The organism is Roseovarius sp. MMSF_3281, from assembly GCF_030733685.1.
Classification (GTDB): domain Bacteria; phylum Pseudomonadota; class Alphaproteobacteria; order Rhodobacterales; family Rhodobacteraceae; genus Roseovarius.
Window position 1 is genome coordinate 386,275 of record NZ_JASHIM010000002.1, and the last position, 13,079, is coordinate 399,353.

Annotated in this window: 15 protein-coding genes; 8 read left to right on the plus strand and 7 right to left on the minus strand. The window is 59.3% G+C overall.

The features are described from left to right. Nucleotides 1-58 precede the first annotated feature (58 nt). Nucleotides 59-991, minus strand: a complete 933-nt coding sequence (locus RBB32_RS04540) for a LysR family transcriptional regulator (RefSeq protein ID WP_306151489.1) — start codon at nucleotides 989-991, stop codon at nucleotides 59-61. A 124-nt stretch (nucleotides 992-1,115) separates the two neighbouring features. On the opposite strand from RBB32_RS04540, the gene RBB32_RS04545 reads away from it, so the two are divergent. The 5 genes from RBB32_RS04545 (at nucleotide 1,116) to RBB32_RS04565 (ending at nucleotide 4,407) form a co-directional block, all read left to right on the plus strand. Beyond that, entirely contained in the window at nucleotides 1,116-1,889 is a 774-nt protein-coding gene (locus RBB32_RS04545; RefSeq protein ID WP_306151490.1) for an SDR family oxidoreductase, read from the plus strand. A 111-nt stretch (nucleotides 1,890-2,000) separates the two neighbouring features. Next, nucleotides 2,001-2,255 carry a hypothetical protein gene (locus RBB32_RS04550; RefSeq protein ID WP_306151491.1) on the plus strand — a complete coding sequence of 85 codons (255 nt, stop codon included), beginning with the start codon at nucleotides 2,001-2,003 and terminating at the stop codon, nucleotides 2,253-2,255. Next, nucleotides 2,255-2,530: a DUF924 family protein gene (locus tag RBB32_RS04555; RefSeq protein ID WP_306151492.1), complete on the plus strand. Its 276-nt coding sequence runs from the start codon at nucleotides 2,255-2,257 to the stop codon at nucleotides 2,528-2,530. The genes RBB32_RS04550 and RBB32_RS04555 overlap by 1 nt, the downstream gene beginning before the upstream one ends. 49 nt (nucleotides 2,531-2,579) lie before the next feature. Continuing rightward, nucleotides 2,580-3,752 carry a low temperature requirement protein A gene (locus RBB32_RS04560; RefSeq protein ID WP_306151493.1) on the plus strand — a complete coding sequence of 391 codons (1,173 nt, stop codon included), beginning with the start codon at nucleotides 2,580-2,582 and terminating at the stop codon, nucleotides 3,750-3,752. Between the two features lies 1 nt (nucleotide 3,753). Continuing rightward, nucleotides 3,754-4,407: a potassium channel family protein gene (locus RBB32_RS04565; RefSeq protein WP_306151495.1), complete on the plus strand. Its 654-nt coding sequence runs from the start codon at nucleotides 3,754-3,756 to the stop codon at nucleotides 4,405-4,407. A gap of 543 nt (nucleotides 4,408-4,950) precedes the next feature. On the opposite strand, the gene RBB32_RS04570 is transcribed toward RBB32_RS04565, so the two are convergent. Both RBB32_RS04570 and RBB32_RS04575 read right to left on the minus strand, forming a co-directional pair. After that, nucleotides 4,951-6,498, minus strand: a complete 1,548-nt coding sequence (locus tag RBB32_RS04570) for a BCCT family transporter (RefSeq protein ID WP_306151496.1) — start codon at nucleotides 6,496-6,498, stop codon at nucleotides 4,951-4,953. Continuing rightward, nucleotides 6,495-6,623, minus strand: a complete 129-nt coding sequence (locus RBB32_RS04575) for a hypothetical protein (protein ID WP_306151497.1) — start codon at nucleotides 6,621-6,623, stop codon at nucleotides 6,495-6,497. Before RBB32_RS04575 ends, RBB32_RS04570 begins: the two co-directional genes overlap by 4 nt. A 34-nt stretch (nucleotides 6,624-6,657) precedes the next feature. Between RBB32_RS04575 and RBB32_RS04580 the strand changes: the two genes are divergently transcribed. Continuing rightward, nucleotides 6,658-7,659 carry a LysR substrate-binding domain-containing protein gene (locus RBB32_RS04580; RefSeq protein WP_306151498.1) on the plus strand — a complete coding sequence of 334 codons (1,002 nt, stop codon included), beginning with the start codon at nucleotides 6,658-6,660 and terminating at the stop codon, nucleotides 7,657-7,659. 86 nt (nucleotides 7,660-7,745) lie between these two features. Here RBB32_RS04580 and RBB32_RS04585 read toward each other — a convergent pair whose 3' ends face one another. Beyond that, complete coding sequence (locus RBB32_RS04585; RefSeq protein ID WP_306151499.1) at nucleotides 7,746-8,516, minus strand: MBL fold metallo-hydrolase; 771 nt, start codon at nucleotides 8,514-8,516, stop codon at nucleotides 7,746-7,748. Between the two features lie 22 nt (nucleotides 8,517-8,538). After that, the gene (locus tag RBB32_RS04590; RefSeq protein ID WP_306151500.1) at nucleotides 8,539-9,081 is read right to left on the minus strand and encodes a cysteine hydrolase family protein; all 543 of its coding nucleotides are present in this window, start codon (nucleotides 9,079-9,081) and stop codon (nucleotides 8,539-8,541) included. A 102-nt stretch (nucleotides 9,082-9,183) separates the two neighbouring features. Here RBB32_RS04590 and RBB32_RS04595 point away from each other — a divergent pair, with 102 nt between their 5' ends. Next, on the plus strand, nucleotides 9,184-10,134 hold the full coding sequence (locus tag RBB32_RS04595) for a GlxA family transcriptional regulator (protein ID WP_306151501.1): 951 nt from the start codon (nucleotides 9,184-9,186) through the stop codon (nucleotides 10,132-10,134). A 122-nt stretch (nucleotides 10,135-10,256) separates the two neighbouring features. Here RBB32_RS04595 and RBB32_RS04600 read toward each other — a convergent pair whose 3' ends face one another. Together RBB32_RS04600 and RBB32_RS04605 are read right to left on the minus strand one after the other, a co-directional pair. Then, nucleotides 10,257-10,400 (minus strand): hypothetical protein, encoded by a 144-nt coding sequence (locus tag RBB32_RS04600; protein WP_306151502.1) that lies wholly within the window; start codon nucleotides 10,398-10,400, stop codon nucleotides 10,257-10,259. 95 nt (nucleotides 10,401-10,495) lie between these two features. Next, entirely contained in the window at nucleotides 10,496-10,957 is a 462-nt protein-coding gene (locus tag RBB32_RS04605) for a nuclear transport factor 2 family protein (protein ID WP_306151503.1), read from the minus strand. Between the two features lie 482 nt (nucleotides 10,958-11,439). On the opposite strand from RBB32_RS04605, the gene RBB32_RS04610 reads away from it, so the two are divergent. Then, nucleotides 11,440-13,065 carry an alpha/beta fold hydrolase gene (locus RBB32_RS04610; protein WP_306151504.1) on the plus strand — a complete coding sequence of 542 codons (1,626 nt, stop codon included), beginning with the start codon at nucleotides 11,440-11,442 and terminating at the stop codon, nucleotides 13,063-13,065. Nucleotides 13,066-13,079 lie beyond the last annotated feature (14 nt).

The window sequence follows — 13,079 nt, forward strand, 5'->3', positions numbered from 1 at the left end:
TTTTCGCGGCCATTAGATCGGTTCGCAGACAAAAGCTGCATAGGCCGGCAAAAATCAACTATTGTCGGCGGTTGCCGCCATTGTCGTTGGCGACAACCCCTTCGGCCTGCAGCAACTCCTGTAGCCAATCCATGAACGCCCTGAGCCGAGGGGGGAGATGCCGCCTGCGCGCATAGAGGATCGAAATCGGCACAGGAGAGGGGCGGAACTCGGGCAACACCTCAACCAGCCGACCGGCCGCGATGTCACCGGCGACGTCATAGACGGGAACCTGGATCAGCCCGTGCCCGTGCAGCGCACCGGCAACATAGCATTCGGCGTTGTCGACGCAAAGGTGGCTTTGCATGGCGACGGCGATCTCACATCCGTCCTCAAGGCCATCCCATTCCGATGAGACAGCGGGCATTCGAAGGGCGTAGTTGACCAGATGATGATCCGCGAGATCGGCGGGCGTCTTTGGCACGCCGAATTCCGCCAGATACCCTGCCCCGGCGCAGGTCAGCATAGGGACGTCACCGATCTTGCGGCAGATCAGCTCACTGTCTTGCAGAACAGCCAGTCGTACCACCGCGTCGACCCCCTCGGACACCAGGTCAATCATACGGTCGGTGGCGCTGATCTCCAGCGTCACCGCCGGGTATCGGGCGCGGAAATCCTGCAGGTGCGGGATGACAAGGCGCCGGGCGATCCGGCTTGGCATATCGATCCGAAGGCGCCCCGAGATGGCATCAGGCCGCTGTCGGAACTGTCCTTCGGCCTGGGCCATCGCATCCACCAGGCCGCGGGCCGTATCGGCAAACTGCAACCCCTCCTGCGTCGGCCGCACCACTCGGGTCGTGCGCTGAAGGAGCTGGACGCCAAGCCTGTCCTCCAAGGCCTGCACCGTGCTGGATACAGTCGAACGCGGCACGCCAAGGGCCTCGGCCGCGCGGGTGAAGTTCCCGCTTTCCACGACCTGAATGAACACATGCATTTGTTGAATTCTATCCATGCCTATTGTTCGCCGTTTCTGTCAAATGATGTCAAGATAGGCCCGATTATCTGAACGACGAGACATGCCATCTTTCTGCAAGTCGTCATTTCAAACGGCGCATGTAACGCGGAAAGGAAATCAGTTGTCGAGAAACAGTATTGAAGGAAAAGTGGTGCTGATCGCCGGTGGTGCAAAGAACCTTGGTGGGCTCTTGGCGCGCGAATTCGCCAACTCCGGTGCGAAAGCCGTCGCCATCCACTATAACAGCGATGCCACCAAAGCGGCTGCCGACGACACCGTTGCGGCGATCAAATCCGCAGGCGCCGAAGCGGTGGCCTTTCAGGCGGACCTGACCTCGGCCGCAGCAATGGAAAAACTGTTCGCGGATACGGTCGCGGCCGTCGGGCGACCTGACATCGCGATCAACACTGTCGGCATGGTGGTGAAGAAGCCGATGGCCGAGCTGAGCGAAGAGGTCTTCGACCAATCCTGTGCCGTGAATGTCAAATCCGCCTTTTTCTTCCTCAAAGAGGCCGGCAAGCACGTCAATGACAACGGCAAGATCTGCACGATCGTGACCTCGCTGCTGGGGGCTTATACCCCCTTCTATGCGGCCTATGAGGGGCTGAAGGCACCGGTGGAGCATTTCACCCGGGCTGCGTCCAAGGAACTGGGAGAGCGGGGCATTTCGGTGACTGCAATCGGCCCCGGTCCGATGGATACGCCGTTCTTCTACCCGGCCGAGGCCGAGGAGGCGCAGCAGTTCCACAAGACGGCCGCGGCGCTTTCGCCGTTCTCGAAGACCGGCCTGACCGACATCGAGGATATCGCGCCCTGGATCACCTTCATGGTCTCGGACGGATGGTGGATGACCGGCCAGACGATCCTAGTCAATGGCGGCTACACGACCAAGTAAGCCGTCAGGGCGGGTAAATGGTTCTGGTTTATCAGTAGCGCCCGGGGCGGCGGGGCCATTGTGGTGCCCCCCGCCTGTCGTATTGAAAGTCCGTCGACCACAGGAGTTTTTATGCATACTGTTCTCGTGATCCTTGGTGGTCTTGGCCTGCTGACACTCATCTATGGTATAGCACTCTGGCGCGGCAGGTCCCTGCGCCGGGCTTTTCCTGTCTATGCGGTACTTTGGGCGGTGGCCGCGGCGATAAATCTTTGGGTTGGTGTGGCCCATGCGGGATACAGCCTGGCCGAAGAGTTCCCGATCTTCGTCGTGGTCTTCGGAGTACCTTGCGCTATTGCTTGGCTTCTGGCGTGGCGGTCGGCCTGATGGACCCGCAGGCCATGCCGGTGGCGCACCATGCCCGCAAGCAAGGCTTTATCGACCGATTGCCGCCAGGCCTACGTCTTTTCGTACTTTTGCCTTTCGCGCATTCAGAGGCGCTGGAGGATCAGGGCCAATCGGTCGCGCTGCATCGCCGCTTTCTGCCCTCGGGACTTCACCGGGCCAGGCGCCATCGTGACATCATCGCATGTTTCGGACTTTTCCCCCACAGGCAACGAATTTTCAAACGCACGTTGACCCCGAAGAAAGCCGGTATTTGAATGCTGGTGGATTTCAGGGGTAAATCAAAAAACTCAACAGGAAGCATTCATGTCCAATCTATTGCACCGCCTTGTCCCGACACACGCCTTGCGTAATCTCAACCCCGAAGACACCCCCCGCGTCACGACGATGGAGCTGTTCTTCGATCTTGTCTATGTCTTCACCATCATCCAGCTTTCCCATTACCTTCTTGAACATGCCAGTTGGCTTGGTGCCCTGGAGTATGTGACACTCTTCGCTGCTGTCTGGTGGGCCTGGAACTACACCGCGTGGGCGGCCAACTGGGTAAACCCTGACCACCCCAGCGGGCGCGGGCTGATGATCGTCCTGATGGGCTGTGCGCTTTTGATGGCGGTGGCGGCGCCACAGGCTTTCAGCGAACGCGCGGCACTGTTCGCTTTTGCCTATGTGGCGATGGCGCTGATCCGGGCAAGCTATATGGCCTTTGTGTTTCGCGGTCAGGTGATGGGGCGGAACTATACCCAGCTTGGGGCCTGGAGCGCGATTTCCGGTGTGTTCTGGATCACCGGTGCCTTCGTCGAGCAGGCCCGGCTAGAGCTGTGGATTCTGGCTGTCCTGATCGACTATGCCGCCCCCTACGTAGGCTTCTGGCTGCCGGGTAAGGGCGCAACGCCAATGTCGAGCTGGACGCTGAAGGGCTTGCATCTCTTCGAGCGCAACCAATTGATCTTCATCATCGCGCTTGGGGAATCCATCTTGCTGCTGGGCGGCTACCTGGTCAGCCACGAGATCCACCTGGACACGGGCGTTGCCGCACTGATCGGTTTCCTGCTGATCGTGACATTGTGGTGGATTTACTTCGTCGACCTGTCAGAGCCGGGCGAGCATCGGTTCGAACATGAAGCCGATCAGACCAGTCTCGCCCGCGCAGGTCTGGCCTATGCACATGGCGTTGCGGTCTGCGGTGCCATCGTGACCGCCGTCGCCATCGAGATGATCGTGGCCCACCCCCATGATGCGATCCATGCACCCACCGCGATTATCGCCTTTGCCGGGCCGTCGCTTTTCCTGCTTGGCTGCACGATCTTTCACCGCGTCACGGCAGAGCGCTTGCGGGGGCTGTACCTTCTGGCCGTGGCCGCGCTTGCGCTCTGGTGCTGGTTGGCACTGAGCCTGCATCTGAACGGGTTGTGGCTCGGTGCGGGTGTTCTGTTGATCATGATGGCCATGGCGGCGCTCGGCCACCGAAAGGCGGCCTGAGATGCTGACACTGCCTACGGCCCAAAACAAGTTTGCCGCCAATGCCAGTTTTCTGGCGGCAATCCTGATACACAACCTGACCTACCCGCTGTCGGCGGCGGGCGGGATTTGGCCGGCGCTGTTTTACGCATTCTACGCGGCGATCTTCGTGGTGGCGACCTGGGCGCTCACGGATCATCGCGGTCTGCGCAGCTTCGTTGCGGGCGCGGGGCTTGCCGTGTTCATTGCGGGCCTTCTGAACTCCTACGTCCCCTCGAACGGCGCCGCACTGGCCGTTTACCTGACCTCCATTGCCTATCACCTCGGCATGGTTGTCGTGCTGGCGCGTTACACCTTCGGGGCCAGGACCGTGATGACCGATGTCCTGATCTCCGCGACGTCCCTCTACCTTGTGATCGGATCGGGCTTCGCCGCCGTACTGGCCTTCATAGAATGGTGCGTGCCGGGGTCGTTCGTGGCAAGCTCCGGCGCGGCGATAGATTGGCAGCAGATGGTGTATTTCAGCTACGTGACGCTGACCACGCTGGGTTATGGTGACATCACGCCGGTCGGCTTCTACGCCCAATCCTTCGTCGCCTTCGAGGCCATTGGCGGTACGCTATACACCGTGATGTTGCTGTCTCGCTTGGTCGGATTGCACGCCAGTCGCGAGTAGCTGTACTTGGGTCGCGTGGGATCGACAGCACATAATGGATGTAAATTCTCGGATTAGATCCCGGATTGCGCATGCTGGTTCTGGCCCGTGCAGAAATGCTTTGCACAAACAGGCTTGAACGGTGCCATCAAGCCGTCCGAGCAATCGCCCGTTGTACGCCAAAAACGCGTGCTGAATGTCAGGTTGCTATTGATCGGAGGGTTTTGGGCTCGACGCGATGTTTTCAAAACAGGTTCTTAAAGCGTTTCGCGAAAAACCTGAATCACAGATTTTCGCGAAACGCAGTGCTCCGCTCAATCGTTGCACGCGTTCCGCCTTTCGCCGATATCTCGGGTTAAAGGCGGAACGCTTTAACCTTCCGCGCAGCACAAACCCGGGCTTTTTTATCCGGCGGCTTGATCCGGCTCACGAAACCGGACGGTTGCATTCTGTGCCGCATGAAATACCGAGACGCGGATATCGACGGATCGTTTACGAGTGTTGTTCCAAATGGCGGCACGGCGGTCTGTGCCGCCGTGCCCTTTCTCTTGGTGTGCTATCCGCTTACTCGGCCGCCGTGGTCGACAGTTGTTGACCTTTATGCAGAGGCGTCGCCTCATTGAGCTGCAACGTCCGGATCAGCGCGATTGCGATTACCACGAGAACTATCGTGAAGGGCAACCCGGTCGTGAGCGACGCTGTCTGAAGCGCTCCGAGCCCGCCCACGATCAGCAAGATCGCGGCCACCACACCTTCGGACACCGCCCAGAACACGCGCTGCGCGACTGGCGGGTTTTCATCCCCGCCAGACGTGATCATGTCGATCACGAAAGATGCGGAATCCGACGAGGTGACGAAAAACAGCGTGATCACAATGAGCGCCAGGACCGAGGACAGCATCGAAAGCGGCAGCTGTTCCAACAGAACGAACAGGCTGGTGCTTGCGCTTTGCTGGACCGCGCCCACCATGTCGGCGGCCCCCGACTGTTGCAGATAAAGGGAGGCGTTGCCAAACCCGGTGAACCACACCAGCGTGACCAGCGTTGGAACAACCATCGTGCCGGCAATGAACTCCCGGATTGTCCTGCCGCGCGAGATGCGTGCAATGAACATCCCGGCGAACGGTGTCCACGAGACCCACCAGCCCCAGTAGAACAGAGTCCAGCTCGCCTGCCAGTCGCCACCGTTATAGGCTTCCGAGAAGAAGGTGACACCGACCAGTTCCTGCAAATAGGTTCCCAGGTTTTGCGGCAAGGCGTTCAGAATGACCAGGGTGGGCCCGGTGACGACCACGAAGGCCAGCAAACCAAGCGCCAGACCGGCATTGGCCAGGCTGAGCCTGCGGATGCCCTTGTCGAGCCCGGCAACAACCGACAGCGTGGCGATGGCCGTAATCAGGGCGATCAAGCCGATCTGAAGCCCGGTCGTGCTTTCGATGCCGGCGACCGCGTTCAGGCCGGAGGCGATCTGGCTGACACCAAGGCCCAGCGAGGTGGCCAGCCCGAAAAGAGTGCCGAATACCGCGAGGATATTGACCGCTTTGCCGATGGGGCCGTGAATGCCTTCGCCGATCAGCGGGTATAGCGTTGAACTGATGGTAAAGGGCAAACCCCGCCGGAATGAGCCATAGGCCAATGCGAGGCCCATCACGATGTAAAGCGCCCAGGGGTGCAGCCCCCAGTGATACATGGTGAACATAAGCGATTGCTCTGCCGCATCCGGCGTCAGTGCCGGCCCGCGTGGCGGTGTTGCATAGTGCAGGATCGGTTCGGCCACGCCATAGAACACCAAGCCTATGCCCAGCCCCGCGCCGTAAAGCATCGAGAGCCAAGCGAATGTGCCGTATTCTGGCCGCGCGTCGTCAGGTCCAAGCCGGACGTTGCCGAACCGGCTGCACATCAAGTAGATGGCAAACGCCGGGAAAGCGCCGACGACCAGGATGTAGAGCCAGCCAAAGTGGCTTACGATGGCGGATTGCAGGGCGCTGGCGGCTTCACCCATCGTATCGGTGAACAGCGCGCCCGCCCCCACAAAGGCGACCATCAGGGCCGCCGATGTGAAGAAGACCGTTGGATCGACCGAAAGGCCAGTCTTTTTGGGCGCGGTGCTCATTTCGCCCCCTGGGTCGTCTTGGGTGCCGCCTCGGGCGTTGAGAGCCCGTACATCAGCGAGAACCCGTGATCGATTTCAGCGAATGCATGCTTGATGCGTTGAAAGAGTTTTTGAATAGCGGCCATTACCACTCTCCTTGGGTTGGTTTTTTCAGAACATGTGACACATGCCAAGCAGCGCTTTATGCTTGGCAAGTTGACCTCTGAGCGCCCGGTAACGCATTTTTATCTATCGCGCGACAGCTTGAACTTGATATTATCAATCAATAATATTGATAGCATGTCAGCCGAAAAAATATTCGATCTCGACCAGTTGCGAACCCTGCTCGACGTGATCGATGCCGAGGGGTTTTCAGCAGCCGCGCGGCGCACCGATGCGCTACAATCCACGCTCAGCATGAAGATCAAGCGGCTGGAGGCCGCAGTGGGTCAGCCGCTTCTGATCAGGCTCGGGCGGCGCGTTGCGCCGACGGCGGCGGGCCTGCACCTGGCAGACACCGCGCGCAAGATTTTGCGGCTGAACGACGAGGCATGGGGGGACCTGGCCAGCACCCGCCTGGCCGGTAGCGTTCGGGTCGGCGTGCCCGACGATTATGCGGCCAGTCTTTCCGAGACGATCCGGACCTTTCGCTTGAGCCATCCGGATGTGGAACTGGACCTGTCCTGTGCCTTTTCGGTGGACCTTCTTCGGAATGTGCAGAGCGGCGACCTCGACGTGGCGCTGGTTACACGCCAGCCCAATGTGCCGGGCGGCGAGAGCCTCAAGCGCGAGCAACTTGCCTGGGTCGCGGCACCCGGTTTTGAACTCGGCCCGGATGACCCGTTACCCCTGTCCGTCTACCCCCGGGATATGTGCGTCTTTCGCAACTCGATGACCGAGGCGCTGACCGCCGCGGACAAGCCTTGGAAAATTGTTTATACCAGCATGAGCCTCACGGGGCAGACAGCAATGGTCGGGGCCGGCCTGGCCGTCACGGCCCTGCCGCGCAACATGATCCCGCCCGAAACCCAGGAAGTCGACCCATCGAAAATCCCGGGCCTGCCGCGCCTGCCTGAAATCGAGATCGCATTGCACAGGCGCGCAGGCCGGCCAACGGAAGCCGCCAAAGTGCTTGGCGACATGATACGTGATCAGTTTCTCGGAGCAGACCCGCGCCCTTGATTTGTACCCGGCCGCGTCCCATTGCATTTGCGTTTGCCAAATGCCCGCTGGAACCGCCCCGGCGCTCCGGCCCGGTTAGTGACTGCTTAGAACTCCAGGCTCTCGTCATCCGCCGGGATCGACAGGCGATCCGCCATGCCATTCGAGGCGGCAAACGCCTTGAGGTCCGCGCGGGTCAGTACACAGTGGTTCACCGCCTCCATATGGGTCGCGACGATCTGCGCGTCCGGCGCAGCATCGTGAACCGCCTTGACGTCAGCCGTGCCCATGATGATCGAGCCAAGCCCCGGCACCTGCGCATCGCCCGCGGCAAGCACGATCACCTCTGGCTTGAACATCTCGAGATTGGTCGACACCATGTCGTTCCAAACGGTGTCACCGGCGATATAAAGCGTCTTTTCCCCTTCGGCGCGGAAGACAACCCCCATGACGCTGCCCAACAGTTCGGCGCCGTAGACATAGGCCTGATCAGACCCATGCTGCCCCCGGGTTCGCGACAGGGTGATACCTTCGAAATCGGTTTCCACTCCAAGCGGCTGAACATCGGTGAAACCCATGGCCTTGATCAGCTCGGCATCCGAATAATCCTGCACGAATACCTTCCTGTCCCGCGGCAGCAGGTTCACCGCGGCCTCATCGAAATGATCCGGGTGAAGGTGGGTCAGGATCAGCGCGTCGAAGTCAAGGATGGTGTCCATCGGCGTGTTCAACGCCACGCGTGGGTTGCGGATATCGCTGTTGACCGTGCCCTCGAAGCCTGGGTAGGCGTCCTTTTCGCCGAGGTAGGGATCGACGAGAAAGCGCTTGCCCCCATAGGTCACGATCAGGGTCGCATTGCGGATGTGATGCAGTTTCATTGATGATCCTCCTGTTGCCACTTCAACCGGCAATGAATTCGTCGGCCGAGATGACGTCGCCGTAGAAAAAAGCAAGCGCGGTCATCAGCGCGGCATGAACATGGGCGGCCGGGACGGTCGTGCCGTTGAACTCAAGCTGCCGGGTCGCGCAGGCATCGTGGATGGTCACGGTTTTATAGCCCAGATCATTGGCCGCGCGGACCGTGGCGTCGACGCACATATGGCTCATCGCGCCAACCGCAACGACTTCTTCGATACCGTTCTCCTCCAGAAGCTGCTTCAGGCCGGTCTCGCGGAACGCGTTGGGAAAGTTCTTGGTGACGACAGGCTCGCCCTCGCCGGGGGTGACCGCCTCGTTGATCTCCACGCCGTCCGAGCCGGGCACAAAGACAGGTGCGCCGGGCATCTCGTGGCGGACGTTCACGATCAGTGCACCGGTCTCGCGCCCATGGGCGATCACCCGCGCCGCATTGGCGGCGGCGTCATTGATGTTTTCCAGCGGCAGGTTGCCGTTCGGCCAGTATTCATTCTGCAAATCGATCACGATGATTGCGCGCTTTGTCATGGTATTTCCTTTTCCGATCTCGCGTTTCTTGACCTCAACATGCTGCGTGCACACATTTGATGTAATTGGCGTAATCGACAAAAGATGGGGCGATATCGACATATGGACCAGATCGGGATCGGCATCCTCCTCTACCCCGGTGCGCAACTCTCTGCGGCAATGGGTCTGACCGACCTCTTTGGCATAGCAAGCCAGATAGCCGAGCGTTCCGATCAAGGCGCGCCAAGGCTGAAGATCGACACGATTGAGGCTGATTTGGCAATCACCGAGATGACCGGGGCATCCGAGGGCCAAACCGATCCGTATCACGCCCTCATCCTTCCCCCCTCCCTCGAAGCGCCCATTGCGGCAGATATCGCCGCCCCGCTTGCGGACTGGCTGAAAACCCGCCACGGCGAGGGGATCGTTCTGGCTTCGGTCTGCGGCGGCGCGTTCCTGCTGGCAGAAACCGGGCTTCTGGACGGGCGCGCGGCAACCACGCACTGGATCTACGCCGAGGACTTTCGGCAGCGGTTCCCGTCTGTAAAACTGGACACGGACCGTCTGATTATCGACAGCGGTGACATCCTCTCGGCGGGTGGCCTGATGTCCTGGACTGATCTGGGTCTCAAGCTGGTCGACCGCTTCCTCGGGCCCGTCGTCATGGCTCAGACCGCCAGGATGATGCTCGTGGACCCACCGGGCCGCGAACAGCGCTACTACAGTGGCTTCGCACCAAACCTGACCCATGGCGATGCGGCGGTCCTCAAGGCCCAGCATCTTCTGCAGGCGAAAGAGGGCCGGGAGGCGCGGCTCGCCACACTGGCAGCGCAAGCAGGCCTGGAACAGCGCACCCTGTTGCGCCGGTTCCAGAAGGCAACCGGCATGACGACAACAGAATACGCGCAGCGCCTGCGGGTCTCAAAAGCGCAAGAGCTGCTGCAATTTGGCCGACTGCCCGTGGAGCGCATCGCTTGGGATGTTGGATATTCGGACGCCGGCGCGTTCCACAAGGTTTTCCAGCGGATCGTCGGCCTCACGCCCGGTGAATATCGTCGACGTTTTCGCACTTAGGAACGCCCGGCGTAACGAATCCCGTCACAAGACCCATGATACCAAAGATCTCAGGAAACAAGCCGTAGCTCTCAGCCGATATCCGATATTCGAGCCGCGAATTTCTGTTCTCCGCCCTGTCCTCACGAGCCACGTTCGCCATCGTTTTCGCGGGTTTTTCTTTCTGCGTTGTGCCGCTCTTGATCAAGGCGTTGTTGTTCTTCGGGCGCGATCTCTAAGCCCATGAATTGTTCAGAACGATGCAGCACATCTGCGGTCGCATACATGTACCGTATGGACGACCGGCGAAACGACCACCTCCCGAGGAGCAGGCAGCCGTAATCTGTCCGGGTTCGGCCAATCCTCAAGGCCGCCAAGTGGCTTAGTTGATCGAGTGGAGCGGGCGGTCGTTCAGCCCCTGGATGTCGGGATAAGCTTCCAGAAGCACCTCGCGCATGGGTCTGCTGGTCAGGTGCAGCACCCACCATTCGGCATCGTCCCGGATCGCGATGACCGGGTATCGCATGATGCGATCCCCTTTGCCTGAGTTAAAATCGATGTGCGTCTCGATTTGCGCCAGTACGAGCTCTCCACGGCCCGCTCCGGAACGCGCTATGTTTGGGTAGAAGTGAACGCGATTCACCTGGATATCCTTGAACAACTGTTCCGCGCTGGTGCGGTAGCGACCTCGCACCCACTCTGGCTGCCGCTTTACCCGCGCGGCGCCGTGCTCAAGATATCCGGGTGGGAGCATATTCGCTAAAGTGGCGGCGTCACCTGTTGCATAGGCTTGCTTGAACTGTTCCATCCTGTCCATCAGCGCCTGATATTCGGTATCGGTCAACCACCTTGGTTCAAAGACAACGCGTCGCTCAAGGTAATCATGGGCGAGCCTTGTGCCTGCCAGAACCAGTAGCAGAACCACCAAAGACGCATAGATCTTAAAGGGCCGCGACCGAACGATTTTTCCAAGCGAAGTCATCCCGGCGTCTCCATGGTAAGGCATTCGAAATTTCGGTCACTACCTCGCATGGGATATGGCTTCAACCCGCGGTCGTCATGACAAATGAGGCACCAGTCAGTGATCGTAAATATATGTCATCCAGATCGTTGGTCGTTTGGTCCAGCAGACTCTCGTTATGAACGAGGGATCCAAGGGCGGCATGAGAGCACGATTGCATTTCGCGCGCATCCAGTGACACTGGACGGTAGCGTGTCCCGGGTTTACGTTGGGGCAATCACCCGATTAGGCGGCTTTAACAATTTAGGCGGGTACTACTTCAGAGCTCATCTCGAAATTGCGACCATATCAATCAGGACCACTCCATGCACGAACACGATATGCAAACCTGCGCAAAGTCAAAGCAAACGGGTGGGTCGGACAGTATCTCCAACGAAGCGTATCCGGCACCTCGGCAGAATGTCCAGAAAGGCCATGAAGCAGTGGCAGATGTTCTGAACTTCCTGGCGGACGACAAACACGATGAGTTCGCTCACTGGTATGCGCGGCACGAACACCTCCTTGTGTCAGGTTTTACCCTTTGGGGGTATCCGGTTCCGGTTCTTGAGTATGCCAACTGGAGACTGCTTCCCGATGAGGCACTCCGAGTACTGGGGACGGATCACAGGGCGCGTGTGGAAAACCGCCTCCAAGCATCACGGAGCGAACGACAAGATCACCTTATCTTGTCCGGGGAAGACCTTCTGGTCTTTCATGACAAGACAGGAGACGCTTCGGTCGGCTTCGTTGTTGTCCTTTCACCCGAGGCGGTTGAGCGGTTCACTGCCGCTCAATTTCCGAATGCCAAGCTCACGCCAGCGCTTGTGCGTCTTCTGATCTGTTTCCTGGGCGGGATGTCACTTACCGAAGGCGCAAGGCACGATGACAAGTCGGTCGAAACACGCAAGAGCCAGTCCCGCGAACTGCGCCAGCGGCTTGGCCTTGAACGCACAAGCGATATCATGCGGGTTGTGGGTGCGCGGCTGGTTGCAACCATTTCCGCCGAACTGACCGAACAAACCACGAGCAGAAGCGAAACCTTTGATCGCTATGTCGCGGATTACCTGCCTGACGACGTTCGGTCGGTCGTATTGCTTGACCGCGACCATCGCGCATTTCGTGTGCTGGATATGGGGCCGCAATCAGGAAAGCCACTCCTCGTACTGCACGCGATGATCCTACCGGATATACGCAAGCAGGATATCGGCATGCTGCACGAGCTTGGTTTGCGACTCGTCTGGCCATTGCGCAATGGGTTGAACAGCCCGGAAGATCCGGTTCTGTCCGAGGATGAACAAATTCGCCATGCGTGTCGCGGCATTGATCTGGTCCGAGAGCTCTTTTGCGAAGAGCGTATCAGCATCCTGAGCTTTGCAGCCAGTTCAAAGGTTGCGCTGGAATATGCGCGTCAGAACAGACCTTATGTCGATGCTCTTTATTTCGCAGCAGCTTGCGTTCTGGAAGGGCGGCCACAAGGAGGCGTAAGGCGGCTTGCCAAGGGAATGTTGAAGCTGGCGAGCTTCAGCGAGCCTTTGATGAGCGCAACCATGGAGTATTTCCAGCGGACGATTCTGTCGCGTCAGAGCTTCCCGAAATTTATCCGCAAGCAATTTCAGGACAGCACGGCAGACAGCCGGATTGTCGAGGCAGAGCTGAACAATCGCTTCTCGGGCGAGCGCTTCCGGGAGGCTCTTACAACCTCTGTCACTTCTGCACGCCATGATTTCGGGTTCCAGAGGACCCTGAACTGGGAAGTTGCAAAGCAACTCGGCATTGAATTGCACTTTCTGCACGGCAACGACGATCCCATCCATCCGCTGCCTCTTATCGAAACGCTCGCGGCGTCGCTTCCCGGTGCCAGGTTGCACGTCATCGAGGATGCCGGACAATTGCTGTATCATGATCATCTGAGAGCGGTGTTGACCCCGGTCGCGAGCCGCCTGTGCGCCTGACCTAGAGTAGGAAC

Coding starts and splice junctions, on each gene's coding strand:
- RBB32_RS04570 (WP_306151496.1), bottom strand. CDS start 6,498: ATGAGCACCGCGCCCAAAAAGACTGGCCTTTCGGTCGATCCAACGGTC.
- RBB32_RS04565 (WP_306151495.1), top strand. CDS start 3,754: ATGCTGACACTGCCTACGGCCCAAAACAAGTTTGCCGCCAATGCCAGT.
- RBB32_RS04555 (WP_306151492.1), top strand. CDS start 2,255: ATGGACCCGCAGGCCATGCCGGTGGCGCACCATGCCCGCAAGCAAGGC.
- RBB32_RS04610 (WP_306151504.1), top strand. CDS start 11,440: ATGCACGAACACGATATGCAAACCTGCGCAAAGTCAAAGCAAACGGGT.
- RBB32_RS04595 (WP_306151501.1), top strand. CDS start 9,184: ATGGACCAGATCGGGATCGGCATCCTCCTCTACCCCGGTGCGCAACTC.
- RBB32_RS04590 (WP_306151500.1), bottom strand. CDS start 9,081: ATGACAAAGCGCGCAATCATCGTGATCGATTTGCAGAATGAATACTGG.
- RBB32_RS04560 (WP_306151493.1), top strand. CDS start 2,580: ATGTCCAATCTATTGCACCGCCTTGTCCCGACACACGCCTTGCGTAAT.
- RBB32_RS04540 (WP_306151489.1), bottom strand. CDS start 991: ATGGATAGAATTCAACAAATGCATGTGTTCATTCAGGTCGTGGAAAGC.
- RBB32_RS04550 (WP_306151491.1), top strand. CDS start 2,001: ATGCATACTGTTCTCGTGATCCTTGGTGGTCTTGGCCTGCTGACACTC.
- RBB32_RS04585 (WP_306151499.1), bottom strand. CDS start 8,516: ATGAAACTGCATCACATCCGCAATGCGACCCTGATCGTGACCTATGGG.
- RBB32_RS04575 (WP_306151497.1), bottom strand. CDS start 6,623: ATGGCCGCTATTCAAAAACTCTTTCAACGCATCAAGCATGCATTCGCT.
- RBB32_RS04600 (WP_306151502.1), bottom strand. CDS start 10,400: ATGTATGCGACCGCAGATGTGCTGCATCGTTCTGAACAATTCATGGGC.